Genomic DNA, 26319 nt, shown 5'->3' with positions numbered 1-26319 from the left:
CCACAATTTCAATCCTCACCCGCCAGGGGGAGGATCAACAAGGTCGGCCGGCTCGCGAACGTCGAATTTTTAATCCGATGCCACGAGCCAAGCTCATCGATGCGGGCAGTTGGGTTTCCACCCCGGCGGAGGCCGGGGACCAGATGGAGCGGCTCCCGTGACGAAGCGCTGCCTTAGGCAGGCGGTGTTACCCAATTGTACCCTGGCCTTCGCCGGGTGGTGTTGAATAGGGCGAACTTGCCTTCACGTCGCCTTCACGCAGAACGGCAAAATGGGAATTTACCGGCCCCCTAACGAGCAGCGGCGGTCTGCCCGAACAGCGTCTTCTTCGCCTCCTCGGTCATGGGCGCGCTGGTGTCGTGGACTGCCTTGCCCTTCTCGTACGCCGCGATCGTCGCAGGACGGGCTGCGATCGATTCAAACCAGCGCTTCAAGTTCGGGAAATCTTCCAGCCGCTGGCCCTGTGCTTCGTACGGCCCGATCCACGGGTACGCTGCCATGTCCGCGATCGAATAGTCACCGGTGATGAAATCGCGCCCGTCGAGCCGGCGGTCGAGCACGCCGTACAGCCGATTGGTCTCCTTCACATAGCGATCGATCGCGTACGGAATCTTCTCCGGGGCATACCGATTGAAGTGATGATTCTGCCCGAGCATCGGTCCGAGGCCGCCCATCTGCCACATCAGCCACTGGTTCACCGCGGTCCGCCCGCGCAGGTCGTCGCCGCCGAAACGCACGGTCTTCTCCGCCAGATACAGCAGGATCGCGCCCGATTCGAAGATCGCGATGGGGTCGCCCCCATCGGCGGGTGCGTGATCGACGATCGCCGGCATCATGTTGTTCGGCGCGATCTTCAGGAAATCGGGCGCGAATTGTTCGCCTGCACCGATATTTACCGGCTTGATCGTGTAATCGAGCCCCGCCTCCTCGAGAAACAGCGTGATCTTGTGGCCGTTGGGGGTGGGTCAGTAAAACAGGTCGATCATCGGGGTACTCCGTCGATTGTGTCGTCCCGGAGATGGGGCAGGGCAGGGCGTGCAGCAAGCGCCACACGGCTGTCGGATTCTGCCAAGAACGCGGCGGCGGGTAAAAGTCGCTTTGCAAAGCCGCGAATCTATGCGAGGGGCCGCATACCCGGTATTCAGATTGCCCGGACGCTCCGCTCCACCGACGATGCGGAGACGAGCCCGGCCACGACGTTGGAGAGGGGATAAGGCGGAAGAGCGACCCGAACGAGGACGCATCTTCCGCCGTCCTTCTCACGAAACATCGACCGGACCCCAAAACGCGCAATACCCCGCACTGCCGCGACAATTCCGTCCGGTGTCGCCACCTTCTCGGCTCGTCGCGGATGTGCCCGCATTGTCGCTTTAGCTTGTCTGGTACGCTCTCAATGCCCTAGCGTAAGGTCTCTTTCGACTTCGAGGTATTGCCGATGGCCGTAGCGTATCAGTCCCATCCCGAGATCGCCGATGCCTTGGCAATGAAGCGACGGGGCCTGACGCTCGCGCTGCTCACCTTCACCTATTTCTTCAGCTACATGGATCGGCAGATCCTCGCGATCCTGCTGGAGCGTATCAAGGCGGACCTGCTGCTGACCGATACGCAGCTCGGGCTGCTGTCGGGGCTCGTCTTCGCTATCTTCTACGCGACGCTGGGGATCCCGGTCGCGCGACTGGCGGATCGGACCAGCCGCCGCAACATCATTGCGGCCAGCCTGACGATCTGGAGCGCAATGACGGCACTGTGCGGGCTCGCGCAGAATTTCACGCAGCTGATGCTGTTCCGGATCGGCGTCGGCATCGGCGAGGCCGGGTCGAGCCCGCCCAGCCATTCGATCATCGCCGACCTGTATCCACCCGAGAAGCGCGCGAGCGCAATGGCGGTGTATTCGCTCGGCGTGGTGCTCGGCGCGGGCTTCGGCACGCTGATCGGCGGAGTCGTCGCGCACTCGTATGGCTGGCGGATCGCGATGATGACGGTCGGCCTGCCGGGTATTGCGCTCGCGGTTCTCGTCCGCCTGTTCATGGTCGAGCCGCGCCGCGGCCTGTCCGACGCCGCCCGCGCCACCGAGGTGAAGCCGATGCCGAGCGTCGCGCAAGGCTTCGCATCGATGTGGGCCAGCGCGCCTGCGCGCCATCTCGTGGTCGGCGTCACGCTCACGTCGATGATCGGCTATGCGCTGACCGGCTGGGGACCGAGCTACATGCAGCGCTCGCTGGGTGTGTCGATGCTCGATATCTCGCGGTATATCGCGCTGCCGGGGGCGCTGTTCGGCGCAATCTCGGCGCTCGCGGGCGGCAAGATTGCCGACGTCCTGGCGAAGCGCCACGGGCTGCATGTCCAGGCCTGGGTCGTGCTGGCGATGAAGGGGCTGTCGCTGCCGTTCGCGCTCGCCTTCTATCTGGTCGACGCGCCGGCGATCGCGATCGGCAGTTATTTCGTGTCGCTGATCTTCGCCAATTCGTATCTCGGGCCGAGCTTCGCGCTGATCCAGCATCTGGCGCCGTTGCAGATCCGCGCGATGTGGGCGGCGATCACGCTGCTCGTCATCAACCTGGTCGGGCTCGGGCTGGGGCCGACGCTGGTCGGGTGGCTGAGCGATATGTTGAAGCCGGGATTTGGCGAGGATTCGTTGCGCTATGCGCTGGTCATCATCGTGCTGATGACGCCGTGGGCGCTGTTCCATTATTGGCGCGCCGGGGTTCTGCTGAAGCGGGACGAGGACTTGGCTAAGTAACGGCCCCTCTCCGTCATCCTGATTTCCGTCAGGATGAAGGAGAGGGGGGCGGGTCCTGGTTGACCGAGGATATTGCTCTAGACCGGCGCGTCTGCCAGCATCCACGCCAAGGCCGTCTCGCGGTCGTCGAACACCGCCATGTCGTCGCGCACCGAAGCGATCCGTTTGACCTGCAACCGGGCGAGCTTGCCGTCGGTATACAGCGCCACCTTGCGCGACTTCAGCGGCATCGTCACCGCGGCGCGTTGCAGCATCGCGATCACCTCCTGCGGTTGGATCGCGGACTTGGAGAAGTTGCAGAGCAGCATGTGGCGTTTGCCGGTCGCCAGCACGCGCCGTCCCTCGCGCTCCAGGTCGCGCAGGAATTCCTCGACATGTTCGATCGTCCAGAAGCCGGACGCGTCGACCTCGATGATACCGGTCGCAAGATCGGTCGTGATGGTGTGCATGCAGCCTCCCGTGGAGGCGCCAAAATCGACCGTCAGCGGTTAACGCACCGTAATCAAACCGTTTAGGCTTCGAATACCCCCTAGTCCTGGGGCGACCGGTCCAGGAAGATGGTCAGGCCTTCGCCATCCGATCGTCGAACAGCCCGAACATCAGCGTCGAGGCGTACATTGCGATCGCCCGCTCGCGCGGCATGGTCGACGCCCATTTCCGCATGTCGAACGCCGCATTCTGGAGCGCCATCAGCGCTTGCGCCGCGATCAGCGCATCGACCGCGCGGATCGAGCCTTCGCCGATGCCGTCCATCATCATGCCGGCATAGCGGCGTGCGATCCCGTTCGAGCGATCGACCATCGCGTTGCGCACGCCGACCGGGAGGCCGCTCAGCGCGGTCGTGCGAAGCAACGGCCCGCGCTCGGCGAACTGGACGTCGAGCAACGTCGCGACGGTGCTCGACAGCTTGTGCCAATAGCTCCCGCCCTCGGCCTCGCCACGGCTCTGCGCATCGGCGATCGTGTCGAAGCTGCGGCGGTAGCACGCGATGACGAGATCGTCCTTCGCGTCGAGATGGTGGTAGAAGCTGCCCTTGGTCACGTTCAGTTCGGACGCGATCTTCTGCACCGATGCGCCGCGATAGCCGAGTTCATTGATCAGCCTCGTGGCGGCGAGCAGAAACGCCTCGCGCCCCGGCTCCGCCTCGTCATGGCTGAGGTCGAGCAGGGCAGGGGACCATTTGGCGGCCTTGCCCGCAATGCCGTGTGCGAACACGTCCATCAGCCGCTCCTCGACACGGCCATATTGGTCGGGCTCGTACCGGGTCAGCCAGATTGGCAGCCAGAACGTGTTCTCGAGCAAGACGTGCGCGCGCGCGCCGTTGAGATCGGTCTGCGCACGGGACGACGTCGGCCCCCACAACAGGCGGGTACGGCGGAACACCTCGCGCCAGCCCGCCATCAAGCGGCCGCGCATCGGCTCCTCGGTGGCGCGCAGATCGGAGAGGACGGCGAACGCCTTCTCCTCGCCGCGCTGGATGCGCGCGAGCCGATCCATGTTGAGCGCGAGATAGCGCCGAACGCGCTCCTCCGGCGTGGCCTCCTCCATCGCGACGTCGAGCATCGCGATCAGGGATTCGAGCGTGTTCTCGAACGCGGCGGCGGCAAGGTCTTCCTTGCGCTTGAAATAATAGGTAACGCTGGTCGTGTTGAGCCCGACGCGCCGCGCCACGTCCGCGAACGTCATGCCCTTGGCACTCTGTTCGTTGATCGCTTCTGCCGCCGCGGCGAGGATCGCGTCACGCTTCGCACGGAAGCGCTTGGTGCCCTGTTCGCTCTCGTCGCTGGCCTCTGCCGGAACCTTCATCGAAACACCCTAACAGCTTCGATTTGAAGATACAGTGCTTTTTAGGCGCTTTCGTGGCGGACTTGAAAACATGCTTTCCGGGCCTCTCCACACGCTTTACCGAATACGCGGTATGGTCTACCCCGCCTCCAAAGCGACGACGAATGGAGAGCCCGCATGGATTTCACGCTGAGCGAACGAGAGACGTATTTCCGCGATCGCGTGCGCGATTTCATCGACCAGAACATCCGCCCGCGCCAGGCCGATTATGACGCTCAGGCGCATGAGGGCGAGCGCTGGAAGGTGATTCCGGTGATCGAGGAGATGAAGGAAAAGGCCAAGGCGGCTGGCCTCTGGAATTTCTTCATGCCGCCGCATTCGGGCCAGACGCACGTCGACGATTCGTTCGAGTTCGAGGGCACCCAGCTGAGCAATCTCGAATATGCGTTATGTGCAGAGGAGATGGGCAAGATCGGCTGGGCAAGCGAATGCTTCAACTGTTCGGCGCCCGATACCGGCAACATGGAGGTGTTTCACCGCTATGGCACGCGCGCGCAGAAGGAGGCGTATCTCGGCCCGCTGATGCGCGGCGAGATCCGCTCGGCGTTCCTGATGACTGAGCCCGCGGTGGCATCGTCGGATGCGACCAACATCGAGACGTCGATGGTACGCGACGGCGACCACTACGTCATCAACGGCACCAAATGGTGGTCGTCGGGGGTCGGCGATCCGCGCTGCAAGATCGCGATCGTGATGGGCAAGACCTCGTTCGAGGGATCGCGCCATCAGCAGCAGAGCCAGATCCTCGTGCCGATGGACACGCCCGGCGTGACGATCAAACGGATGCTGTCGGTGTACGGCTATGATCACGCACCGCATGGCCACGGCGAAGTGGTGCTGGAGAATGTCCGCGTGCCGGTCGAGAACGTGCTGCTCGGCGAGGGGCGCGGGTTCGAGATCGCGCAGGGGCGGCTCGGGCCGGGCCGTATCCATCATTGCATGCGGACCATCGGTGTTGCGGAAACCGCGATCGAGGCGATGGCGAAGCGGCTGCTCGACCGCGTCGCGTTCGGCAAGCGGATCGCCGACTTCTCGGTCTGGGAAGAGCGGATCGCCACCGCGCGGATCGATATCGAGATGACGCGACTGCTGTGCCTCAAGGCGGCGGACATGATGGACAAGGCCGGCAACAAGTCCGCGCAGATCGAGATCTCGATGATCAAGGTGGCGGCGCCGAACATGGCGCTGCGGATCCTCGACGACGCGATCCAGGCGCATGGCGGCGGCGGTGTGTCGGGCGACTTCCGCTTGGCGCACGACTGGGCGGCGATGCGGACCCTGCGGTTCGCGGATGGTCCGGACGAGGTCCATAACCGCTCGATCGCGCGCAACGAGTTCGGGAAATACGGGGACTTCCGGAAAGGTGGCGTGTCGAGCGGGGATGTCGGGGTGAGCCGGTAAACCTATTCAAGCCCGCCACACCTCGCCCGTCATCCCAGCGAAAGCTGGGATCTCCCCGTTCGGGTCGCGGCACTCGCCAATCGGGATACCCCAGCTTTCGCTGGGGTGACGGGCGAGGTGGAGTAACCGGGCGGATGACAGGCCGGCGCAACGAACACAGAAATCAACGAAAGGCAGACATGAAAGCCGCAGTCCTTTTCGAAGCCAACACCCCGCTCAGCATCGAGGACGTCACCGTCTCGAAGCCGACGGCGCACGAAGTGCTGATCCGCACGGTCGCGGTCGGCGTGTGCCGATCCGACCTCCATTTCGTCGATGGCGCCTATCCGCACGCGATGCCGACGATTCCGGGGCATGAGGCTTGCGGGATAGTCGAGGCGGTCGGCGACGAGGTGCGCGGTGTGAAGGTCGGCGACCATGTCGTGACCTGTCTCTCGGCGTTCTGCGGTCAGTGCGAATTCTGCGTCACCGGCCGGATGTCGCTGTGCATCGATGCCAGCGTACGCCGTCCCAAGGGTGCCGCACCACGGCTCATGCTCGGCGACCGGCCGATCGCACAGATGCTTAACCTCAGCGCCTATGCCGAGATGATGCTGGTCCACGAACATGCGTGCGTCGCAATCGACCGCGACATGCCCATGGACCGGGCGGCGTTGCTCGGCTGCGCGATCACCACCGGGGCGGGCGCGGTGTTCAACACCACCGACGTGACGCCGGGCGAGACGGTGTGCGTGGTCGGCTGCGGCGGGATTGGCCTCGCCGCAGTGAACGCGGCCAAGATCGCCGGCGCGGGGAAGATCATCGCGCTAGATCCCGTCCCCGAAAAGCGCGCCATGGCGGAGAAGCTCGGCGCGACGCACAGCATCGATGCACTTGCCGATACCGCCGCGGATCAGGTCGTCGAGATCACCAAGGGCGGCGTGCATCACGCGATCGAGGCGGTCGGGCGCGCGCAATCGGCTGCCACCGCGGTGAAAGTGCTGCGGCGTGGCGGCACCGCGACGATCCTCGGCATGATGCCGCTCGGCGAGAAGGTCGGGCTTTCGGCGATGGACCTGCTCTCGGGCAAGCGGTTGCAGGGCGGTTTCATGGGCTCGAACCGCTTTCCGGTCGACATCCCGCGACTGGTCGATTTCTACATGCGCGGGTTGCTCGATCTCGACACGATCATTGCTGATCGGATGCCGCTTGAGCGGATCAATGACGCGTTCGACGAACTGCGCCGCGGCGACACCACCCGCAGCGTGATCACCTTCTCGTGACGAATAGCATGGAGGGCACGATCGCGGTCGGCGAGCGTGACAAGCTGGATCTGGAGGCGCTCGGGGCGTGGATGACCGCCAATGTGCCGGGTTATGCGGGCCCGCTCACCTACGCGAAGTTCGCCGGTGGCCAGTCGAACCCGACCTACCGCCTCGATACGCCGGATCGCGCCTATGTCCTGCGCCGGAAACCGTTCGGGCCGATCCTGCCGAGCGCGCATGCCGTCGACCGTGAATATCGCGTGATCGCCGGGCTGCATCCGACCGGCTTTCCCGTGCCCAAGCCTTACGGGCTCTGCGAAGACCCGGCCGTCATCGGCTCGGCGTTCTACGTGATGGAGATGGTCGAGGGGCGGACGATCTGGGACGGCGCGATGCCGGACGCGACTCCCGCCCAGCGCACCGCGCATTACGAAGCGATGGTCGACACGCTCGCCGCACTCCACAATACCGACTACGCCGCCGCGGGCCTTGGCGAGTACGGCAAGCCCGGCAATCATTTCGAGCGCCAGGTCGTCCGCTGGACCAAGCAATATCGTGCCGCCGAAACCGAGCACATGGAGTCGGTCGAGCGCCTGATAGAGTGGCTGCCGCGCACGCTCCCCGAGCAGACACGCACCTCGATCGTCCACGGCGACTACCGCATCGACAACATGATTTTCGCACCCGCCGAGCCCAAGGTGATCGCGGTGCTCGACTGGGAATTATCGACTCTCGGCGATCCGCTGGCCGATTTCTCGTATCTGCTGATGAGTTGGGTGACCGAGCCGGAGGGGCGCTCGGGCGTGCTCGGCATGACTGGCCCCGAGACCGGCATCCCGACGATCGAACAGGTCGTCGAACGCTATTGCGCGGCGACCGGTCGCGACGGCGTGCCCGATCTCAACTGGTATTTCGCGTATAATCTCTTCCGGCTGACCGGGATCGTCCAGGGAATCAAGAAGCGGATCATCGACGGCACTGCGTCGAGTGCTCAGGCGGAGGCGACGGTCGCCAAGATCCATGGGTTGGCGGATGCCGCTTGGGGGTTCGCGGTTAAGGCGGGGGCTTGAGTTCTTTCAGCCCCGCGACGCCCGCCCCATCCGTCATCCCAGCGAAAGCTGGGATCTCCCCGTGGGAAGCGGGGCGCCAGCCAACAGGGATACCCCAGCTTTCGCTGGGGTGACGGTATTGATGTGCGGAGAGTAGAGAATGTCGCAGTTCGATCTGACCGGGAAGGTCGCCATCGTCACCGGATCCTCGCGCGGGATCGGGCTAGCCTCGGCACATGACCTGGCCGAGCACGGTGCCAAGGTGGTCATCTCCAGCCGCAAGCAGGACGCCTGCGACACGGTTGCGGCGGAGCTCAACGCCAAGCATGGCGACGGCACCGCGATCGCCATCGCCGCCAACATTTCCGATAAGGCCGGGCTCCAGTACCTCGTCGACCAGACCCGCGCCACGTTCGGCCGCATCGACATCCTCGTCTGCAACGCCGCGTCGAACCCCTATTACGGGCCGCAAGCCGGGATCGCCGACGACCAGTTCCGGAAGATCCTCGATAACAACATCGTCTCGAACCACTGGCTGATTCAGATGGTCGCGCCCGAGATGCTGGCGCGCGGCGACGGGAGCATCATCATCATTTCCTCGATCGGTGGCCTACGCGGCTCCCCGGTGATCGGCGCCTATTGCATCAGCAAGGCCGCCGACATGCAGCTCGCGCGCAATCTCGCGGTCGAGTTCGGCCCGTCGGGCGTGCGCGTGAACTGCATCGCGCCGGGCCTGATCAAGACGGATTTCGCGCGCGCCTTGTGGGAAGACCCGCAGCGGATCGAGGCGGCCAACACCAGCGTGCCGCTGCGCCGCATCGGCGAGCCGCACGAGATCGCCGGCGCGGTCGTGTTCCTCGCCTCGCCGGCCAGCAGTTTCATGACCGGTCAGACGATGGTCATCGACGGCGGCGTCACGATCTAACCGGAGACAGACCCATGCGTTTCGAGAACAAGTCGATCATCGTCACCGGCGCGGGCTCCGGCATCGGCCGCGCCGCCGCGCGCCTGTTCGCCGCCGAGGGTGGGCGCGTCGTCGTCGCCGACAAGACCGAGGGCGCCGACGAGACCGCGCACCTCATCACCGAGGCCGGCGGCATCGCGCACGCGATCCGGATGGACGCAGGCCTTGAGGAGGACGTGATCCGCACGATCGCGCTGGCGTGCGACAGTTTCGGCGGGCTCGACGTGATGTTCGCCAACGCGGGCATCTCCGGCGGGATGGCGAACCTGTTCGACACCGACGTCGCGCTGATCACCGAGGTGCTGCGCGTCAACCTGATCGGCCCGTTCCTCGCGATCAAGCATGCCGCACCGCGGATCGGCGAGCGAGGCAAGGGGGCCATCGTACTCACCGCAAGCGTCGCCGGCATCCGATCGGGCGCGGGATCACCCGCTTATTCCGCCTCGAAGGCCGGCGTCATCAACCTAGCCGCCGTCTCCGCGCAACAGCTCACCGGCTCGAACGTCCGCGTCAACGCGATCTGCCCCGGCCTGACCGAGACCGGGATGACCAAGCCCGTGTTCGACTACGCGCGCGAGGCGAACAAGATGGACCGTGTCGGCCGCCTCAACCCCCTTCATCGCGGCGCGCAGCCCGAGGAACTGGCGAAATGCGCGCTGTTCCTCGCTTCCGACGACGCGAGCTACGTCAACGGGCAAGCGATCGCGGTCGACGGCGGGCTCTCATCGAGCCACCCGGTGACGCGGCAGGAATACGGCAAGACTGCTGCTTAGCGGATGAAGCGTCCGGCTCGCGGCGTTTCGTCCGCTGGATACGCTTGCGCAACGACTTTTGCGGGACCATTTGCAAGCCGCGGGCGTTGAGCGTCCGACCCCATAAAGGAGAACCCCCATGGCTTTCGAACTCCCACCGCTGCCGTACGCCTATGACGCGCTCGAGCCGGTGATCGACCAGGAGACGATGAAGTTTCATCACGACAAGCATCACGCGGCGTATACCGCCAAGCTGAACGAGGGCGTCGAGAAGGACTCGGCCCTCGCGGGCAAGTCGATCGAGGACATCCTTGGCATGATCTCGTCGCAGCCGCCGCTGGTCCGCAACAATGGCGGTGGCTTCTGGAACCACGACTTCTTCTGGAAGACGATGGCGGCCAAGAACGGCCAGGTACCGTCGGGCAAGCTCGCCGAGGCGATCGATCGCGATTTTGGTAGCCTCGACAAGCTGAAGGACGAGTTCAACACCAAGGGTGCGGGGCAGTTCGGGTCGGGCTGGGCATGGCTGATCGTGGACGCGAGCGGCAAGCTGAAGGTCACGAGCACGCCGAACCAGGACAACCCGCTGATGGACGACGCCAAGGAGCCGGGTACGCCGCTGCTCGGTAACGACGTCTGGGAGCACGCCTATTACCTGACGTACAAGAACGATCGTCCGGGCTATCTGAAGGCCTGGTGGGACATCGTGAACTGGGACGTCGTGGGCGAGCGCTTCGCGAAGGTCGCGGGCTGAGCCTGAACCCCCTCCCGCAACCGGGAGGGGCAATACTTGCGTTACCCTTCGGGCGGCAGGTCGGTCACGGCTTTGTCGCCCGTTTGCAATCCATGCTTCAGCAGCATCGGGATGTTGGCGAACGCGAACAGCAAGGTCAGCGGGATCGCGCCCCAAAGCTTGAACCCGACCCAGAAATCCCAGCCGGCGTCCTTGCCCCACGCAGCGAGCGTATAGCGCCAGACGAATTCGTTCAGCAGCGCCATGAAGACGAAGAACACGACCCAGTTGCGCGTCAGCTTGTGCCAGCCTTGCGCGGAGAGGCCGGGATAGGCGCTTCCGAGCAGCGACTGGAGCAGCGGGCGGCCGGTGAGTAGGCCGAACAGCAGGATCGCCGCGAATATCGCATAGATGATTGTCGGCTTCATCTGGATGAAGCGCTGGTCGTGGAAATAGATCGTCAGCCCGCCGAACACGACGATCAGCGCGCCCGACAGCCACAGCATCGGCGAGATGTGTCCCGCCTTCACCTTCGACACGATCATCGCCGCGATGGTGGCGATGATGAACGCGGTGGTGGCGGCGATGACGCGGGCGATCGGCAGGCCGGGGGTGAGGAAATTCACCGCGAAGAAGATTGCGAGCGGGCCGTAGTCGACTGCCATGCGGAGGCCGGGGGAGAGGGGGGGCTTGGTCGTTGTCACGTCATTAATCCTGAAATCCTCCGTTCGTCCTGAGTAGCGGCTGAGCGAAGTCGAAGCGGCGTATCGAAGGACAGCTCATTCTGGAGGGGTACCATCTCGAACTAGGTCCTTCGATACGGGCCTTCGCCAAGCTCTGTCCCTACTCAGGACGAACGGATGGGAATATGGTTTCGAACGGCGGCGGTCAGGACTTCCGGATGCCCTCGACGCCCGCGATAATCCGGCTGACCTCGTTGGCATCGAACGGGCGTAGATCGGTCATCCCCTCGCCGATGCCGATCGCGTGGATCGGCAGGCCGTATTTCTCGGCCGCGGCCACGAGCACGCCACCGCGGGCGGTGCCGTCGAGCTTGGTCATCACGAGGCCGGTGACGCCGGCAACCTCCTTGAACACCTCGATCTGCTGGAGCGCGTTCTGGCCGGTGGTCGCGTCGAGCACCAGGACGATGTCGTGTGGGCTCTCCGGGTTGATCCGGCCGAGGACGCGGCGGATCTTGGCCAGTTCGTCCATCAGTTCGCGCTTGTTCTGGAGACGGCCGGCGGTGTCGACGATCAGCACGTCGATGCCGGTTTCGGTCGCCTTCTTGACCGCGTCCCACACTACGCCGGCCGCGTCGCCGCCTTCGGGGCCCGTCACGATCGGGACGCCGACGCGCTCTGCCCAGGTACGGAGCTGGCCGATCGCGGCGGCGCGGAATGTGTCGCCCGCGGCCAGCATCACGCCGTAATCCTGCTCCATCAGCAGATGCGCGAGCTTGGCGATCGTGGTGGTCTTGCCCGAGCCGTTGACGCCGATCACCAGGATCACCTGCGGGCGCGGGAAGGCGTCGATCTCTATCGGTTTCGCAACGGTGGCGAGGACCTTCTCGACCTCTTCCGCGACGATCACGCGGATGCCGAGTTCCTCCATGTTGCGCTCGAAGCTGCCCTCGGCGAGGCGGTGGCGGATGCGGCCGGCGGTCTCGGGGCCGAGGTCCGACGCGATCAGCGCTTCCTCGATATCGTCGAGCGTCGCATCGTCGAGCCGTGCGCCGCCGAGGCCGGCGAGGTTGCCGACGAGCCGGTCGGAGGTGCGCTTGAAGCCGCCGATCAGCTTGTCGTGCCAGGTTGGGGTGGTGCTCATGTGGTTTCCCGTGTTGCGCGGAGGTGGTCGCTCTCGGCGCCGGTAATCGTGATGGAAAGGATGTCGCCCGGCGTCGCGCTTGCGTCCAGTCGGACCTCGGCGAAATTGCCGATATAGCCGCGGTCACCGGGGCGCTCGACGAGCATGGCTTGGCGGGTACCGACCAGCGTTTGCAACCAGCGCGCGCGCGCCGTCTCTCCTGACTCGCGGAGGAGGGCGGCGCGTTGTCGGCGGAGTTCGGGTTCGACCTGCGGCATGCGCGCGGCAGGGGTGCCGGCGCGGGGCGAATAGGGGAAGATGTGCGGGTGGACGATGTGGCAGTCGTCGATCAGCGCGAGCGTGTTGGCGAACATTGCCGCGTCCTCGGTCGGGAAGCCGGCGATCAGGTCCGCGCCGATCGCGATGTCGGGGCGGGCGGCCTTGAGGCGCTCCACCAGCTTCACGCTTTCGGCGCGCGAATGGCGGCGCTTCATCCGCTTGAGGATCATGTCGTCGCCGGCCTGGAGCGAAAGATGAACGTGCGGCATGATCCGCGCCTCGCTGGTCAGCAGGGCGAACAGCCGGTCATCGATCTCGATGCCGTCGAGCGAGGAGAGGCGCAGGCGTTCGAGCGCGGGCACGTGATGCAGGATGCGTTCGACGAGCTGGCCTAGCGTCGGTGTACCGGGGAGGTCCGGGCCGTAGCTGGTCAGGTCGACGCCGGTCAGGACGATCTCGCGGTGGCCTGCGTCGACAAGGCCGGCGATCCGGTCGACGACCGCCCCGGCGGGGACCGAGCGGCTCGGGCCACGGCCGAACGGGATCGCGCAGAAGGTGCAGCGATGGTCGCAGCCGTTCTGAACCTCGACGAAGGCGCGGGCGTGCGCTGAGAAGCTGGCGGCGAGATGCGGGGCGGTTTCCCGGACCTGCATGATGTCGGACACGACGACGGCTTCGTCGGACTTCCAAGCTGAGGAGGTCAGCTTGTCCGCATTGCCGACGACCCGGTCGACCTCGGGCATCGCCGCGAAGCTGGCCGGATCGATCTGCGCCGCGCAGCCGGTGACGACGATCTGTGCGTCCGGGCGGTCGCGTTTCGCGCGGCGGATCGCGACGCGCGTCGCCTTCACGGCGGCGTTGGTGACCGCACAGCTGTTGACCACGACCATGTCCCGCCCGGCGACGAGCGCGCGGATGGTCTCGCTTTCGGCGATGTTGAGGCGGCAGCCGAGGCTGATGACCTCTGGCGCGGGGGCGGATGGCATGGTGCGCGATTTAGGAGCGGCGAGGGGCGAAGTCCACGCTTTGCGTTCGGGGTGGTTGGAGCGGTTCGTTGAAGCTCATTCTGTTCCCTCGCCAAAACGGGGGCTGCTGGGGTCATGAGCGCGGCGCTGCTTGGTCCTGGGCTCCCGCCTTTGCGGGAGAACACGGACGAGGTGCGGGAGAACGGTACTGAGATGCGACTTATATACCTACAGCACCTCCCGGGTCTTCGCCGGGGACGTGTTGTCGGAGGGGTTAGATCGCGTGCTTACCCCGCTAACCGCGGCGCGATTCCGCGTGGTGGTGGCAGGTCCAGGTCGGGGCGCTGGGCGAGCAGGCGCTTTTCCGCGAGCAGGCGGCGGACCTGTGCGGCGCATAGCGGGCGCCCGTACAGATAGCCCTGGCCCTTGGCGCAGCCGATGCCGCGCAGTCGCTCTTCGATCGCGGCGTTCTCGATTCCCTCGGCGGTGGTCGGCAGGTTGAGGCTGTCGCCGAGGCGGACGATCGTGTTGACGATCGCCATGCTGTCGGGATTGTCGAGCATCGATCCGACGAAGCTCTTGTCGATCTTGATCCGGTCGAACGGCAGCGCGCGGAGATGCGCGAGGCTCGAATAGCCGGTGCCGAAATCGTCCAGCGCGATGCGGATGCCCTGGTTCTTCAGGCTGCCGACGATCGACTGCGCGAGCGGAAGATTGTCGAACAGCGCGCTTTCGGTGATCTCGATCTCCAGCCGGCTGGCGGGAAAGCCGGTCTCGACCAGCGTCTTGATGATCTTCTGCGCCAGCCAGGCGTCACGCAACTGCACTGGCGAGATGTTGATCGACAAAGACAGACCCGCATCCCAATCGCGCGCGGCGGTGAACGCCTGGCGCATGATCGACAGCGACAGGTCGCCGATCAGGCCGATCTCTTCGGCGATCGGAATGAAGACATCCGGCCCGATCGTGCCGCGCGTCGGATGCCGCCACCGCGCGAGCACTTCGAAACCGGTGATGCGGCCGGTCGTCAGATCGACCTGCTGCTCGAAATGCGGCATGACGGTGTCGTTGGATACCGCGGCGCGCAGCCCGGCTTCGAGTTCGCCGCGCAACTGCACCGACCGCTCCATCGCGCCGTCGAACCAGGCATGCCGGTTGCGGCCGGCGGTCTTGGCGGCGTGCAGCGCCATGTCCGAGGCCCGCAACAGCGCATCGATCGACGGGCAATCGATGTCGGAGCGAGCAATGCCGATCGAGGTGCTGACGTGGATATCTGCGCCACCGACGTCGAACGGTTTCGACAGGTCCGCGATCAGCCGTTCGGCGATCCGGTCGACCACGCCGGGATGCGCGGCATCGAACACCACCACGCAGGCAAATTCGTCGGCGTTGAGGCGCGCGAGCAGGCTCGATCCGGGCATGAACGCGCTGATCTTCTCGGCGACCAGCGCGAGCAGCGCGTCGCCGATCGCATAGCCGTGTACATCGTTGACGGTCTTGAAATGATCGAGATCGATGGCCAGCAGCGCCAGCGCCTTGCCGCGGCGGAGCGATCCGGTGAGCATCGCCGCGCCTTCTTCGATCAGGCTGCGGCGGTTAAGGAAGCCGGTCAGCGGATCATAGTGCGAGAGGAGCTTGGCGCGTTGGTCCGCGTCGGACAGTTGCGACAGTTCGTCGGCGAGGTCGCGATACCGGAACCAGCCGAACAGGATCAGCGCGACGTTCAAAAACATCGCCGCGATCAGCGTGCGATCGATGACCGCATCGCCGCCTTTCCAATGCTCGATCGCTTCGAACAGGACGCTGCCGCCGGTGCCGACGAACAGCAGCAAGGCGGCGCCCGTGAGCGCGCCGGACATGAATTCCCGGCTGATAAGGCGGAGTGAACGGTTCGCCGCCGGCGGTGAAATCATCGGTTAAACGGCCTGTAAGGTCCTTGGTCGATCCGGTGTGCTCCGAAACATATGTAGGAGGCGTTAAGGTCTGCAGGGTTGCGTCGGGACGTGGATATCGCGCGGTGAAGGGATGGCGGCTGCGGCTTCCCGCGGTCCATCGCCGTGCCGAATTGCGTATGCGTCGCGGCGGACCGGGCCTGCCTTGCGTTTCACCCGAGTTTCCCGTAGGTGGCGCCTCACGTTCCGTTACGGAGCGCATATGACGAGCATCCAAGGATGCACGCTGGCCGGCGAGGTTTCGCCCGCCGGCGCTTTTGCGTTTGGTGACGGTAGTAGGGAGTATTTCGATGTTCGAAAGCCTGAGCGATCGACTTGGCGGCGTTTTCGACCGGCTTCGCGGCCGGGGTGCGCTGACCGAAGCGGACGTGCGCGCGGCGATGCGCGAGGTGCGTGTCGCGCTGCTCGAAGCCGACGTCGCGCTGCCCGTCGCGCGCGAGTTCGTCGAGAAGGCGACCGAGAAGGCGATCGGCCAGAACGTGCTGCGTTCGGTCACGCCGGGGCAGCAGGTCGTCAAGATCGTCAGCGATGCGCTGGTCGAGATGCTCGGCTCGGATGCCGTAGAGCTCGAACTCGGCGTCACGCCGCCAGCCATCATCATGATGGTCGGGCTTCAGGGTTCCGGCAAGACGACCACCACCGCCAAGATCGCTAAGCGGCTTGCGGCGGGGCAGGCCAATTTCGGCCAAGCCGGTCGCGAGCGCAAAAAGGTGCTGATGGCGTCGCTCGACGTCAATCGCCCGAATGCGCAGGAACAGTTGGCGACGCTCGGCACGCAGATCGAGGTCGCGACCTTGCCGATCGTGCAGGGTCAGCAGCCGGTCGATATCGCGCGGCGCGCGATGCAGGCGGCCAAGCTGCAGGGCTATGATGTCCTGATGCTCGATACCGCGGGTCGACTCCATGTCGATCAGGCGTTGATGGACGAGATGAAGGCGGTCGCCGACGTCGCGAAGCCCGCGGAAATCCTGCTCGTCGTCGACTCGCTGACCGGCCAGGACGCGGTCAACGTCGCGCAGAACTTCTCCGACCAGGTGCCGCTTACCGGTATCGTGCTGACCCGCATGGATGGCGATGCCCGCGGCGGCGCGGCGCTGTCGATGCGTGCGGTCACCGGCAAGCCGATCAAGTTTGCGGGCACCGGCGAAAAGCTGGATGCGCTCGAGGCGTTCCATCCCGAGCGTGTCGCCGGTCGCATCCTCGGCATGGGCGACGTCGTCAGCCTGGTCGAGCGCGCCGCGGAATCGATCCAGGCCGAAGACGCCGAGCGCATGGCCGCCAAGATGGCCAAGGGTCAGTTCGACATGAACGACCTGCGTGCCCAGCTGGCGCAGATGCAGCGGATGGGCGGGCTCGGCGCGCTGGCGGGAATGATTCCCGGCATGAAGAAGGCACAGGGCGCGGTCGCCTCGGTCGGCGGCGAGAAGGTCCTCGTCCATATGGACGCGATGATCGGATCGATGACGCTCAAGGAGCGCAACAAGCCCGAACTGATCAACGCCAAGCGCAAGATCCGTATCGCCAAGGGCTCCGGCACCACGGTGCAGGAGGTCAACAAGCTGCTCAAGATGCACCTCGAAATGTCGACCGCCATGAAGAAGATCAAGAAGATGGGCGGCATGAAGGGCATGATGGCGATGCTCGGCAAGGGCGGCATGGGCGGCGGTCTCGGCGGCATCGGTAACGCGATCGGCGGGCCGCAGATGGGCGATATGCTCAACAAGGCCGGTGCAGGCGGGCTTCCCGGCGGCAATTCCGGTGGCGGCCTGCCGGGGCTTGGTGGCCCCAAGATGCCGCAGATGCCGGCCGGTTTCGATGATTTTCTGAAGAAGAAATAACCAACCCCGCCCCCACCGTCATTCCAGCGAAAGCTGGGATCTCCCGGTGAGGGCGAGGGACCTGACAACCACAAGACCCCAGCGTTCGCTGGGGTGACGAAATCCAAGAAGGAATTACGACATGGCAATCAACATTCGCCTCGCGCGCGGTGGCTCCAAGAAGCGTCCGTATTACAAGATCGTCGTTGCAGACGCGCGCAGCCCGCGTGACGGCCGCTTCATCGAGAAGATCGGCAACTACAACCCGCTCCTCGCCAAGGACAACGAGCAGCGCGTGCAGCTCGACGCCGATCGCGCGAAGCATTGGCTGAGCGTCGGCGCGCAGCCGACCGACCGCGTCGCGCGCTTCCTCGACCAGGCTGGCGTGCTCGAGCGTTCGGCGCGCAACAACCCGAACAAGGGCAAGCCCGGCGATAAGGCCACCGAGCGCGCCGAAGAGCGTGCGACCAAGGCGGCCGAAGCTGCCGAGGCCGAAGCGGCTGTAAAGGCGGCACCTGCCACCGGCAGCAACGAAGAGACCGAGCAGGTCGCTGCGGCCGAAATCGAAGACGCAACCAGCGCTTCGTAAGATCCGGGGCGGCGGGACTCGGCGGTCCTGCCGCCCTCTTCGCGTGCAACCGCACCCGATCGGCCGTTCGCGCGTTCCTTGCAGGTACCCCCTGCTGAGGAGCGCATGATGGCCCCCGATCCCGATCCAAGAACAGCCCCCGCACCCGAGGACATCGAAGATGCCACCAACGAAGGCGTCTCCGCCGAAGAGCCCGCAGAAGGCAGCGACGACAGCCCCGGCCCCGACCAAGGGTCCGCGCAGGGATAGCGTCACGCTCGCGGTCGTCATCGGTGCGCATGGCATCGGCGGCGAAGTGCGGCTGAAGGTTTTTGCCGAGAATTTCGGTAGCTATAAGAGCTTCAACGACGGCGCGCTGTCGCTCAAGTCGGCGCGGAACGGCAATAACGGCATGATCGCGCGGTTCGCCGAGGTTGCGGATCGCAATGCGGCCGAGGCGATGCGTGGCACCGAGCTAGCCGTGCCGCGCACTTCGCTGCCGCCGCTCGAAGAGGGCGAATATTATCATACCGACCTAATCGGCCTCGATGTCGTGTCGACTGACGGCGAGGCGATTGGCCGCGTGGTTGCAATCGACAATTTCGGTGCTGGCGACGTCATCGAGATCGAGCGGCCGACCGCCAAGCGCTTCATGGTGCCGATGCGAGTCGAGGCTGTGCCCGAGTGGGATGCGGAGCGGCTCGTGGTCGAGGCCTCCTTCGCCGCCGAATAATCATCGCCGGAGCGAGCGTTGGTCGGCGAGCATGTTGCGGATCGTCGTGGCGGCGACACCGGCCTCGCCCATTGCGTGGCTGATCTGGTCTAGCCCCTTCACCACGTCGCCCGCTGCGAACAGGCCGGGGATCGAGGTGCGTTGATGCGCGTCGACCTCCAGGCACCCGTCTTCCGACGCATTCGCGCCCGCCGCCACCGCGAGTTCGGAGCGGATGACCGAACCCAAAGCGGGATAGACGCTGTCGAACGCCATCCGGCCGTCGACCGTTTCCAAAGCGAGCATGTCGCCCTCGATCGCGTAGTTGCCGCAGGGGCCGCCGACGCGGACGATGCCGGCTTCGTCGAGCGCCGCTTCGCACTTCGGATCGAGCTCGTGGCCGCCTCCGGGTGCAATCAGCGTCACGTCCTTCGTATAGCCGCGCAGGAACAGCGCTTCGCGCATGCCGTGGTCGCCGGTGCCGATGATGCCGACGCGCTTGTCGGTGACCTCGTAGCCGTCGCAGATCGGGCAGTAGCGGAGCAACCCGGCTTCGAGCGCCTCGTCGTGGATCTGGTCGGGCATCTTGGGACGGTTGTTCACGACGCCGGTGGCGAGCAGCACGCTGCGAGCCCGCGCTCGACGATCGCCGATCCGTACCGTGAAGCCATCGCCATCCACCTCGATCGCATCCACCCGAGCGCCCTCACGGACCGCGCCGTACTTCTCGGCCTGCGCCAGCATGCGGGCGAGCAGGTCGGTGCCGCGGATACCTTCGGGATAGCCGGCATGGTTGTGCGTGCAGGGGATCAGCGCGGCGCGGCTGTTGCCGCAATCGAACAGCCGGATAGAGAGGTGGAACCGCGCCAGATAGATCGCCGCGGTAAGCCCTGCCGGCCCCGCGCCGATGATGATGCAATCGTCCATGTTGGGCGAGCGCTTCGTTGGCGCGATTGTTCCTTGTCGATGCGCAGTGACGTATATACACCACGTATATACGGAGAAGGTCATGACCAAGGAATATCGCGCCAAGACGTTCAAATCGGGCAATTCTGTTGCTCTGCGGCTGCCCAAGGGTTTGGGTATCGAGGAGGGGCGCGAGATGATGGTTCGCGAGGACCATGGCAGGTTCGTCGTCGAGCCCGTGCCCACCGAACGCCGGAAGATCGATCTTACGGGCATCTACGGCTCGATCCCCGGTCTCAAGCTGCTGACCGATGAGGACCGCATCATGGAGCCGCGCGATCTGGACTGGAGCGGGGCGTTGCTTAAGCATGAGTGAGCCGCTCTTTCTGCTCGATTCGAACATCCTTATCTATCTGCTGAAAGGGGCGTCGACGGCGGTGCGGGGGCATGTCGAGGCACGTGTGCCCGGCGAACTCGTAACATCGGCCGTCGCCTATGCCGAAGTGATGCGCGGCATCGCACCTGAGGATCTGGAGCAGGTCGACATGGCCCGCAGATTGTTCGGCTTGGTGGCAGTACTGCCCTTCGATATGGCCGCTGCCGGCGCGTACCGAACCATACCGTTCAGCCGGGGCAAGTTCGATCGGCTGATCGCCGGGCATGCGGTGTCGCTTGGCCTGACGCTGGTGACGAACAACACCGAGGACTTCGCCGACGTGCCCGGCCTTCGCATAGAGAATTGGACGCTGTGACCTTCGTTGCCACGATATTGACGCTGTATCCGGAGATGTTTCCCGGGCCGCTGGGGACGTCGCTGGCGGGGCGCGCCTTGGGGGAGGGGCGGTGGTCCTGCGCGCCGGTGCAGATCCGGGACTTTGCGACCGACAGGCATCGCTCCGTCGACCATACGCCGGCGGGCGGGGGCGCGGGGATGGTGCTGCGCGCCGATGTGGTCGCGGCGGCGGTCGACAGCGTGGCGGATGGACGGCCGGTGCTCGCCATGACGCCTCGGGGCAAGCCGCTCACACAGACCCGCGTCCGCCAACTCGCTCAAGGGCCCGGCGTCACGATCCTCTGCGGGCGGTTCGAGGGGTTCGACGAGCGGCTGTTCGAGGCGCGCGATATCGAGGAGGTTTCGATCGGCGACTACATTCTCTCCGGGGGCGAGATGGGGGCGCTGGTGCTGCTCGATGCTTGCATTCGCCTGCTGCCCGGCGTAATGGGCGCGGCTTCCAGTGGGGATGACGAGAGCTTCGAAACGGGGCTGCTCGAATATCCGCACTATACCCGACCGCAGATGTGGGAAGGGCGCGCGATCCCGCAGGTGCTGCGATCGGGGGATCACGCGAAGATCGACGCATGGCGCAAACGCCGCGCGGAGATCGATACACGGTCACGGCGACCGGACCTTTGGGAACGCCATGAGGGCGTTCGGGTCCAGTCGCCCTCTGGCGCGCAGCGACACGAGGACTGACTATGAACCTGTTGCAGACGATCGAAGCCGAGAACATCGCGAAGTTCCTGGCCAACAAGACGATCCCCGATTTCCGCCCCGGCGATACGCTGAAGGTCGGCGTGAAGGTCGTCGAAGGCGAGCGCACGCGTATTCAGAACTATGAGGGCGTGTGCATCGCGCGCTCGAACAAGGGCATGGGCTCGAACTTCACCGTGCGGAAGATGAGCTTCGGCGAGGGTGTCGAGCGCGTTTTCCCGCTCTACTCGCCCAACGTCGATTCGATCGAAGTCGTCCGCAAGGGCGCCGTGCGTCGCGCCAAGCTGTATTACCTGCGTGGCCGTACCGGCAAGGCAGCGCGTATCGCCGAGCGTCGCGACATGCGCCCCGCCAAGGGCACTGCCGCCGCCGAGTAATCGCGCAGCCCGGATTTCCGGGTTTGGTTTGGAAAAGGGCGCGGGGGCGATGGTCCCCGCGCCCTTTTTCGTGTCCGGGGGCTTGGTCGAGCCATCGTCGGGGGCGGTGTGACGCGGCTGCGCGGGGGGCGAGTCGCGGCGGGTTGGGGGCCGCGCGGAAGTTCACGAAGTTCACGCTACGTGCCGCTCGGAATCCCCCCGCGCGTCTGTGTTTCGGGTCGGGCGAGGCTGCGGTCCATCGGGGGCAGGGGGCGGACATCGGATGAGGCTGCGCGGTATCCGGCGTGTAGGACAGCGTTTGTTTCACCCCTCCCCTTCAGGGCAGGGGGCGGGGGTGGGGGGCTTCCCCGTAGAGCGACGCTGTGAGGGCGGGCTCGATCTCCAAGGGCGCGTGTGCGGCGCTCCCCACCCCGACCCTCCCCTGAAGGGGAGGGAGTTTTGACGGTTTGTCGCCACCCTTCTCCGTCATCCTGACGAACGTCAGGACCCAGAGCCAGGCAACGCCGCGTTCGTGACCCTGGGTCCTGACGTTCGTGAGGATGACGTGGGTGTGGGCGTTAAGCCACCTTCAGGCGTCGCGCCACGTGCCAGGCGCCAGGTCGGCGACGGTCCACTCGCCGATGCTCCAGCGGACGAGGCGGAGCGTGGGGTGCTGAATCGCGGCGGTCATGCGGCGGACCTGGCGGTTGCGGCCTTCGCGGATCGTGATGCGCAGCCAGCAATCGGGGATGCGCGCACGCACGCGGATCGGGGGCACGCGTGGCCAGAGGTCCGGCGGGTCGATCCGGTCGACGTCGGCGGGGCGGGTGGGGCCGTCCTTCAGCACGACACCGTGGCGCAACCGGTCGAGCGCGGCCGGGTCGGGCTCGCCCTCGACCTGCACGAGATAGGTTTTCGGCAGCTTGAACTGCGGGTCCGCGATCCGCGCCTGGACGCGGCCGTCGTCCGTCAGCAGCAACAGCCCCTCGCTGTCCCGATCCAGCCGCCCCGCCGGATAGACGCCGGGTACGTCGACGAACTGCGACAGCGTCGCGCGCGGCGTCGGCGAGCCCGCGTCGGTGAACTGGCTGAGGACGTCGTAGGGTTTGTTGAAGAGGATGAGGCGGGGCATGGACCTCTTTAGGGCCCTGCTGACCGCAGGGTCGAGCGGCGATGCCATTCTGCCTGGAAAACGTTCCCCGCATTATCACCGTTCGGGCGTTCTGTGCGACAATAGGCGGGGAATGATTTTCGCTCGTCTGCCTATCTGATAGACATGTCAGTCAAGTATTTTTTCGGCCGAAAGATCGGTATCAAAGAACTTTGCAAAGCTCTCTGATCGAATTGTATCTCTCAGCTTTTCTCGTGTCGAGGCATCGAGCATTGATACTCGCCGATTTAACATAGCGGCTGTTTTCTCGACAGCGCTCTTAAGTTTTTGCTCGTTGTCGCACAGCGCAATAATCTTCGAAGCTGCTGATTCAATATCCTGCTTCTTCTGAGAGAAGACATTGCCGGCAGCAATTATTTTCTTACCAATTGCAGCCATAATATAAAATCTATAAATCTTGTGCGCGCTATCAATCTTCTGATTGCGCCATAAGTAGTCCAGCTTGTAGTACAAGTAGCAGGAGGCATAATATAATCTAACATCGTGATCGTCTAAAAATAGCTTGTCTTGATATTCGGCAGTAATCCCACGGTAGTCACGCGCGGATCGGTTCGGTTGATTTAAGATTGCAGCCGCGACCGCTTTCATAAGCGTTGATGGCTGGATGATTCGAGCTTTTTCGACCTTCTGGCCACGGAATTGATTCTCACGTCGTTCGAAAAATATCCGATGGTCGTCGTCTAGAGATTGGCAATATTCCTCGAAATTCTTCATAAAAGGGCGAAGAGCCCAAAATTGTTCTTCTCTGACAGGATTCTGGCGATTAGTGCCGGCGATAATTGAGGAAATGAAGTCATCGTCCTTCGTTCCGATAAGCCGAAACGGTATATTGACGCCTGCTGAACTCTCGCGATTATTAAAAATTATATTGCTGGTCTGGCATCCATTTACCACCTGGTAGTCTTCAATTCTGAATCTATCGCCAGTTCTATCGATCGATTTAGCAACAACGGTGATGCCGTTATTGCGAAATATAAAGTCATTTCCCTCTCCTGACTTCAGAGTCTGGGATATGTCTTTGTTAATTTTCGACTCAGGGTCAAAATCTCTAATATTATCAAAAAATACCGATTTGTTTATCTCCACTATATCGCCATCGTCGTTTTTAATGCCAACGATCTTGATAATTTCTTCAGCCGTTAAATAGCCGAGGTAGGCTTCCTCGACGCTACCATGGACCGGGAGTACTACGTTTCTAGGAAACTCAATTGTTGCTTCAACGGAACTGGATGCGGCGCGATAGAACTTTTGTAATTCCTTGGCGCCCACCATATGTATAGTCGCTGATTCTGGGTCAAATATATTTAAATCGGCCCATTGTGTCTGAGTCGATTTAATCAACTTTTCTATTCTCGGCGGTGTATCGTAATTTCCGGTGCAAATGTAATAAGCATGAACACCAGGATTGCGGCGACCTACAGCTTTTCCGTAAAGTAGGTCCTTAGCTGCCATGAGGTCGTCTAATTGCGGGCTCTCCCCCGCCATAGTGCCATCAAAAAAACCGCTGATAGAATCAAAAAACTTAGAAATATTGCCGTAGTCGAATGCGGTTCCAGTTTTGGACTGGAAAAAGCAAAAATCAATCATCGGGTTTTTAATATCGGCAATTGCTTGCTCGGCATCAGTCGTATCAGAAATCAGCCTGCCCTGAACCAGAATGGCAACTCCATCCATTCCGAACTCGCTACCGGAAAGGTGGGCATCGGTCGGATCAATGGTTTCTCCGAGACCACCGCTCAAAACTGAATAAATCGAGTAGATCTCGAATAACTCGCTTTCAGATCGGCCTTGTAAATCTTCGTTGGCTGCAAAATCGCCGACTTGTGCTTTGATTACAGGATTCACTGATTGCCCCCATGCTAAGCATGAAAGCTAGCATAGCCGGTCAAATCTGAAACCTTTATTTGCGCTCGATTTTCAAAGTTAATCGTTGGTTGACTGGTATATCGAAACCGAAGGTACAAAAAGGCCGCGGTGTTTCCAACGCGGCCCGTTCGTTCGATCAGAAATTCCGCAACCCTTACTGGTCGAGGAAGCTCCGCATTTTCCGGCTCCGGCTCGGATGCTTCAGCTTCCGCAGCGCCTTCGCCTCGATCTGGCGGATGCGTTCGCGGGTGTCCGGGAATTGCTGGCCGATGTCCTCGAGCGTGTGTTCATGCCGATGCCGACATAGGTTTCAGGTCAGTCCTTGCTCGCGATCGGACGTCGCGAGGGCAGCTGCCACCAGGGGGTCCCTGGGTACAGATGGTGCTCGTGATGATAGCCGCCAAAATGGAAGCACGAGAGCAACGATAGCGCCGGCGACAGCGTCGCGCTGCGCGCCCGGTGATGGTCGGCGAAGGGCGCGTCGGCGTGGCGGTGCGGCAAATAGGTGCCGAACACGAACAATTGCCCCAGCGCCAGCAGCGCGGGGATCGCCCAGAAGACCACGATGTTGCCGAGCGGCGCGCCGAACGCGAAGATGTAGAGCAGCGCGATCAGGGTGATCCGGACGATCTGGCCGTGCGTATAATAGCCGACGAAAAACCGCACGAACCATGGCAGGATCCGGTGGGGATCGTCGGCGTTGAAATCGGGATCGTCGGCGGAGCCCACATGGCGGTGATGCGCCATGTGCTTGGGGAGCAGTGCGCGGAACGACAGGCTGGCGTACAGGCCGAGACAGAGCGTGCCGACCGCGCGGTTGAGGCGGGGGTGGCCGGGCGCGAGCGTGCCATGCATCGCGTCGTGCGCGACGATGAACAGGCCGGTGCTCAGCCACGTCTGGATCGCGACCAGCAGCATTGCCAGCGCCACCGTGGCGGTGCTCCAGTGCCAGAAGAAGATCCCCCAGATGTGGATCGCCAGCCAGCAAGCAACCAGCCCGGCGGCGATCGCCAGACCGGTCAGCGGCCGCGCTGCTATTCTCGGTGCAGCGGTGCTGTCCGCACGGCCGGGATGTGTCGGGGCATGCATAGCGGCGCCTGCGTCAGACGGCACGGCGGTCGAGCGCGGCATCGCGAACCGGGGGGCGGGGCATGGTGGCAGCAGTATTCGCGGCCACCGCTGGGGAAGACGGGCGGTTCGAGCGCTGCGCGGCCTTGCTGGCGGCGAGCTTGGCCTTCAGCTTGGCGGGCGACGGGGCGAACAGGAAGCCGTGGCTGACCGTGCCGTCGCGGCCTTCGACGGCATGGTGCAACCGGTGGGCTTGGAGCAGGCGCTTGAAATAGCCCTGCTTGGGGACCCAGCGGAAGCCGCCGCGCTGATGCACCAGCATGTCGTGGACGAACGCGTAGATGCCGCCATAGACGGTGATGCCGAACGCCGCCCACCAGACCCACTGGTACCACATGCCGACCACGAACAGCGCGACGACGATCACCGCGAAGGTGATCGCGTAGAGGTCGTTCTTCTCGAACCACCCCTCGTGCGGTTCGTGATGCGACTTGTGCCAGCCCCATCCCCAGCCATGCATGACATAGCGATGCGCCGCCCAGGCGAAGCATTCCATGAAGAGCACCATGGCGACGACGATTGCGATTTTCTCGTACCAGATCATCGAATATTCCGTCGTCGCATAAGGGGTTT

The 26319-nt window shown here is 63.9% G+C and carries 25 protein-coding genes and 2 pseudogenes; 14 read left to right on the top strand and 13 right to left on the bottom strand.

Annotated elements, in window-relative coordinates; all coding sequences use genetic code 11:
• Window positions 1-290: 290 nt before the first annotated feature.
• Window positions 291-986: pseudogene (locus tag EQZ23_RS04985) on the bottom strand (glutathione binding-like protein).
• A gap of 449 nt (window positions 987-1435) precedes the next feature.
• On the opposite strand from EQZ23_RS04985, the gene EQZ23_RS04980 reads away from it, so the two are divergent.
• The gene (locus tag EQZ23_RS04980) at window positions 1436-2740 is read left to right on the top strand and encodes an MFS transporter (RefSeq protein WP_128453288.1); all 1305 of its coding nucleotides are present in this window, start codon (window positions 1436-1438) and stop codon (window positions 2738-2740) included.
• 77 nt (window positions 2741-2817) lie between these two features.
• Here the strand turns inward: EQZ23_RS04980 and EQZ23_RS04975 are convergent, their stop codons facing one another.
• Both EQZ23_RS04975 and EQZ23_RS04970 read right to left on the bottom strand, forming a co-directional pair.
• A complete protein-coding gene (locus tag EQZ23_RS04975; RefSeq protein WP_128453287.1) occupies window positions 2818-3189 on the bottom strand; it encodes an STAS/SEC14 domain-containing protein in 372 nt (123 codons plus the stop codon).
• Window positions 3190-3301: 112 nt separating this feature from the next.
• Complete coding sequence (locus tag EQZ23_RS04970; protein WP_128453286.1) at window positions 3302-4546, bottom strand: TetR/AcrR family transcriptional regulator; 1245 nt, start codon at window positions 4544-4546, stop codon at window positions 3302-3304.
• A 156-nt stretch (window positions 4547-4702) separates the two neighbouring features.
• On the opposite strand from EQZ23_RS04970, the gene EQZ23_RS04965 reads away from it, so the two are divergent.
• The 6 genes from EQZ23_RS04965 to EQZ23_RS04940 all read left to right on the top strand — a co-directional run bounded on the left by EQZ23_RS04965 (window position 4703) and on the right by EQZ23_RS04940 (window position 10749).
• Window positions 4703-5986, top strand: a complete 1284-nt coding sequence (locus tag EQZ23_RS04965; protein ID WP_128453285.1) for an acyl-CoA dehydrogenase family protein — start codon at window positions 4703-4705, stop codon at window positions 5984-5986.
• A gap of 179 nt (window positions 5987-6165) precedes the next feature.
• Entirely contained in the window at window positions 6166-7248 is a 1083-nt protein-coding gene (locus EQZ23_RS04960) for a Zn-dependent alcohol dehydrogenase (RefSeq protein WP_128453284.1), read from the top strand.
• Window positions 7249-7256: 8 nt separating this feature from the next.
• Complete coding sequence (locus EQZ23_RS04955; protein ID WP_128453606.1) at window positions 7257-8300, top strand: phosphotransferase family protein; 1044 nt, start codon at window positions 7257-7259, stop codon at window positions 8298-8300.
• A 139-nt stretch (window positions 8301-8439) separates the two neighbouring features.
• Window positions 8440-9204 (top strand): SDR family oxidoreductase, encoded by a 765-nt coding sequence (locus EQZ23_RS04950; RefSeq protein ID WP_128453283.1) that lies wholly within the window; start codon window positions 8440-8442, stop codon window positions 9202-9204.
• Between the two features lie 14 nt (window positions 9205-9218).
• The gene (locus tag EQZ23_RS04945) at window positions 9219-10016 is read left to right on the top strand and encodes an SDR family oxidoreductase (protein WP_128453282.1); all 798 of its coding nucleotides are present in this window, start codon (window positions 9219-9221) and stop codon (window positions 10014-10016) included.
• Between the two features lie 118 nt (window positions 10017-10134).
• Window positions 10135-10749 (top strand): superoxide dismutase, encoded by a 615-nt coding sequence (locus EQZ23_RS04940; RefSeq protein ID WP_128453281.1) that lies wholly within the window; start codon window positions 10135-10137, stop codon window positions 10747-10749.
• A gap of 41 nt (window positions 10750-10790) precedes the next feature.
• Here EQZ23_RS04940 and ispZ read toward each other — a convergent pair whose 3' ends face one another.
• From ispZ to EQZ23_RS04920, 4 genes are all read right to left on the bottom strand, one after another.
• On the bottom strand, window positions 10791-11393 hold the full coding sequence (gene ispZ / locus EQZ23_RS04935) for a septation protein IspZ (protein WP_128453605.1): 603 nt from the start codon (window positions 11391-11393) through the stop codon (window positions 10791-10793).
• Between the two features lie 223 nt (window positions 11394-11616).
• Window positions 11617-12555: a signal recognition particle-docking protein FtsY gene (ftsY, locus tag EQZ23_RS04930; RefSeq protein ID WP_128453280.1), complete on the bottom strand. Its 939-nt coding sequence runs from the start codon at window positions 12553-12555 to the stop codon at window positions 11617-11619.
• Window positions 12552-13799, bottom strand: a complete 1248-nt coding sequence (mtaB, locus tag EQZ23_RS04925) for a tRNA (N(6)-L-threonylcarbamoyladenosine(37)-C(2))-methylthiotransferase MtaB (protein ID WP_128453279.1) — start codon at window positions 13797-13799, stop codon at window positions 12552-12554. Before mtaB ends, ftsY begins: the two co-directional genes overlap by 4 nt.
• A 266-nt stretch (window positions 13800-14065) precedes the next feature.
• Window positions 14066-15637, bottom strand: coding sequence for an EAL domain-containing protein (locus tag EQZ23_RS04920; protein WP_128453278.1), 1572 nt, complete (start codon window positions 15635-15637; stop codon window positions 14066-14068).
• Window positions 15638-16020: 383 nt separating this feature from the next.
• On the opposite strand from EQZ23_RS04920, the gene ffh reads away from it, so the two are divergent.
• The 3 genes from ffh (at window position 16021) to rimM (ending at window position 18848) form a co-directional block, all read left to right on the top strand.
• Window positions 16021-17568: a signal recognition particle protein gene (gene ffh / locus EQZ23_RS04915; RefSeq protein WP_128453277.1), complete on the top strand. Its 1548-nt coding sequence runs from the start codon at window positions 16021-16023 to the stop codon at window positions 17566-17568.
• 121 nt (window positions 17569-17689) lie between these two features.
• Complete coding sequence (gene rpsP / locus EQZ23_RS04910; RefSeq protein WP_128453276.1) at window positions 17690-18136, top strand: 30S ribosomal protein S16; 447 nt, start codon at window positions 17690-17692, stop codon at window positions 18134-18136.
• Between the two features lie 160 nt (window positions 18137-18296).
• Window positions 18297-18848, top strand: coding sequence for a ribosome maturation factor RimM (gene rimM / locus EQZ23_RS04905; RefSeq protein WP_128453275.1), 552 nt, complete (start codon window positions 18297-18299; stop codon window positions 18846-18848).
• Here the strand turns inward: rimM and EQZ23_RS04900 are convergent, their stop codons facing one another.
• On the bottom strand, window positions 18849-19754 hold the full coding sequence (locus EQZ23_RS04900) for an NAD(P)/FAD-dependent oxidoreductase (protein WP_128453274.1): 906 nt from the start codon (window positions 19752-19754) through the stop codon (window positions 18849-18851). It lies immediately after the preceding gene.
• 82 nt (window positions 19755-19836) lie between these two features.
• Here EQZ23_RS04900 and EQZ23_RS04895 point away from each other — a divergent pair, with 82 nt between their 5' ends.
• Genes EQZ23_RS04895 through rplS form a run of 4 tightly spaced genes read left to right on the top strand, consistent with a single transcriptional unit; the run spans window position 19837 to window position 21602 of the window.
• Window positions 19837-20109: an AbrB/MazE/SpoVT family DNA-binding domain-containing protein gene (locus EQZ23_RS04895; protein ID WP_128453273.1), complete on the top strand. Its 273-nt coding sequence runs from the start codon at window positions 19837-19839 to the stop codon at window positions 20107-20109.
• Complete coding sequence (locus EQZ23_RS04890; protein WP_128453272.1) at window positions 20102-20485, top strand: type II toxin-antitoxin system VapC family toxin; 384 nt, start codon at window positions 20102-20104, stop codon at window positions 20483-20485. Before EQZ23_RS04895 ends, EQZ23_RS04890 begins: the two co-directional genes overlap by 8 nt.
• Window positions 20482-21207: a tRNA (guanosine(37)-N1)-methyltransferase TrmD gene (gene trmD / locus EQZ23_RS04885; RefSeq protein ID WP_128453271.1), complete on the top strand. Its 726-nt coding sequence runs from the start codon at window positions 20482-20484 to the stop codon at window positions 21205-21207. Before EQZ23_RS04890 ends, trmD begins: the two co-directional genes overlap by 4 nt.
• Window positions 21208-21209: 2 nt before the next feature.
• Window positions 21210-21602, top strand: coding sequence for a 50S ribosomal protein L19 (rplS, locus tag EQZ23_RS04880; RefSeq protein ID WP_031395442.1), 393 nt, complete (start codon window positions 21210-21212; stop codon window positions 21600-21602).
• 568 nt (window positions 21603-22170) lie between these two features.
• On the opposite strand, the gene EQZ23_RS04875 is transcribed toward rplS, so the two are convergent.
• The 5 genes and pseudogenes from EQZ23_RS04875 to EQZ23_RS04855 all read right to left on the bottom strand — a co-directional run bounded on the left by EQZ23_RS04875 (window position 22171) and on the right by EQZ23_RS04855 (window position 26290).
• Complete coding sequence (locus EQZ23_RS04875; RefSeq protein WP_128453270.1) at window positions 22171-22713, bottom strand: pseudouridine synthase; 543 nt, start codon at window positions 22711-22713, stop codon at window positions 22171-22173.
• Window positions 22714-22860: 147 nt separating this feature from the next.
• A complete protein-coding gene (locus tag EQZ23_RS04870; RefSeq protein ID WP_128453269.1) occupies window positions 22861-24597 on the bottom strand; it encodes an AIPR family protein in 1737 nt (578 codons plus the stop codon).
• A 175-nt stretch (window positions 24598-24772) separates the two neighbouring features.
• Window positions 24773-24907 (bottom strand): annotated as a pseudogene (locus EQZ23_RS04865) (sigma factor-like helix-turn-helix DNA-binding protein); the annotation flags it as partial.
• A 26-nt stretch (window positions 24908-24933) separates the two neighbouring features.
• The gene (locus tag EQZ23_RS04860; protein WP_128453268.1) at window positions 24934-25707 is read right to left on the bottom strand and encodes a fatty acid desaturase; all 774 of its coding nucleotides are present in this window, start codon (window positions 25705-25707) and stop codon (window positions 24934-24936) included.
• Between the two features lie 13 nt (window positions 25708-25720).
• Window positions 25721-26290 carry a sterol desaturase family protein gene (locus EQZ23_RS04855; protein ID WP_128453267.1) on the bottom strand — a complete coding sequence of 190 codons (570 nt, stop codon included), beginning with the start codon at window positions 26288-26290 and terminating at the stop codon, window positions 25721-25723.
• Between the last annotated feature and the right edge of the window lie 29 nt (window positions 26291-26319).

Source organism: Sphingomonas sp. UV9 (genome assembly GCF_004101245.1).
Classification (GTDB): Bacteria; Pseudomonadota; Alphaproteobacteria; order Sphingomonadales; family Sphingomonadaceae; genus Sphingomonas.
This window is presented reverse-complemented; position numbering and strand designations above follow the sequence as displayed.

Excerpts from the sequence above, each read along its gene's own strand:
- EQZ23_RS04960 (WP_128453284.1), top strand. The coding sequence starts at position 6,166 with ATGAAAGCCGCAGTCCTTTTCGAAGCCAACACCCCGCTCAGCATCGAG.
- EQZ23_RS04890 (WP_128453272.1), top strand. The coding sequence starts at position 20,102 with ATGAGTGAGCCGCTCTTTCTGCTCGATTCGAACATCCTTATCTATCTG.
- EQZ23_RS04940 (WP_128453281.1), top strand. The coding sequence starts at position 10,135 with ATGGCTTTCGAACTCCCACCGCTGCCGTACGCCTATGACGCGCTCGAG.
- ispZ (WP_128453605.1), bottom strand. The coding sequence starts at position 11,393 with ATGGCAGTCGACTACGGCCCGCTCGCAATCTTCTTCGCGGTGAATTTC.
- EQZ23_RS04980 (WP_128453288.1), top strand. The coding sequence starts at position 1,436 with ATGGCCGTAGCGTATCAGTCCCATCCCGAGATCGCCGATGCCTTGGCA.
- EQZ23_RS04855 (WP_128453267.1), bottom strand. The coding sequence starts at position 26,290 with ATGATCTGGTACGAGAAAATCGCAATCGTCGTCGCCATGGTGCTCTTC.
- EQZ23_RS04900 (WP_128453274.1), bottom strand. The coding sequence starts at position 19,754 with ATGGACGATTGCATCATCATCGGCGCGGGGCCGGCAGGGCTTACCGCG.
- EQZ23_RS04975 (WP_128453287.1), bottom strand. The coding sequence starts at position 3,189 with ATGCACACCATCACGACCGATCTTGCGACCGGTATCATCGAGGTCGAC.
- EQZ23_RS04970 (WP_128453286.1), bottom strand. The coding sequence starts at position 4,546 with ATGAAGGTTCCGGCAGAGGCCAGCGACGAGAGCGAACAGGGCACCAAG.
- EQZ23_RS04860 (WP_128453268.1), bottom strand. The coding sequence starts at position 25,707 with ATGCATGCCCCGACACATCCCGGCCGTGCGGACAGCACCGCTGCACCG.
- EQZ23_RS04945 (WP_128453282.1), top strand. The coding sequence starts at position 9,219 with ATGCGTTTCGAGAACAAGTCGATCATCGTCACCGGCGCGGGCTCCGGC.
- EQZ23_RS04950 (WP_128453283.1), top strand. The coding sequence starts at position 8,440 with ATGTCGCAGTTCGATCTGACCGGGAAGGTCGCCATCGTCACCGGATCC.
- rplS (WP_031395442.1), top strand. The coding sequence starts at position 21,210 with ATGAACCTGTTGCAGACGATCGAAGCCGAGAACATCGCGAAGTTCCTG.
- rpsP (WP_128453276.1), top strand. The coding sequence starts at position 17,690 with ATGGCAATCAACATTCGCCTCGCGCGCGGTGGCTCCAAGAAGCGTCCG.
- rimM (WP_128453275.1), top strand. The coding sequence starts at position 18,297 with ATGCCACCAACGAAGGCGTCTCCGCCGAAGAGCCCGCAGAAGGCAGCG.
- EQZ23_RS04920 (WP_128453278.1), bottom strand. The coding sequence starts at position 15,637 with ATGTCCGGCGCGCTCACGGGCGCCGCCTTGCTGCTGTTCGTCGGCACC.
- ffh (WP_128453277.1), top strand. The coding sequence starts at position 16,021 with ATGTTCGAAAGCCTGAGCGATCGACTTGGCGGCGTTTTCGACCGGCTT.
- EQZ23_RS04965 (WP_128453285.1), top strand. The coding sequence starts at position 4,703 with ATGGATTTCACGCTGAGCGAACGAGAGACGTATTTCCGCGATCGCGTG.
- EQZ23_RS04875 (WP_128453270.1), bottom strand. The coding sequence starts at position 22,713 with ATGCCCCGCCTCATCCTCTTCAACAAACCCTACGACGTCCTCAGCCAG.
- ftsY (WP_128453280.1), bottom strand. The coding sequence starts at position 12,555 with ATGAGCACCACCCCAACCTGGCACGACAAGCTGATCGGCGGCTTCAAG.
- EQZ23_RS04895 (WP_128453273.1), top strand. The coding sequence starts at position 19,837 with ATGACCAAGGAATATCGCGCCAAGACGTTCAAATCGGGCAATTCTGTT.
- mtaB (WP_128453279.1), bottom strand. The coding sequence starts at position 13,799 with ATGCCATCCGCCCCCGCGCCAGAGGTCATCAGCCTCGGCTGCCGCCTC.
- EQZ23_RS04955 (WP_128453606.1), top strand. The coding sequence starts at position 7,257 with ATGGAGGGCACGATCGCGGTCGGCGAGCGTGACAAGCTGGATCTGGAG.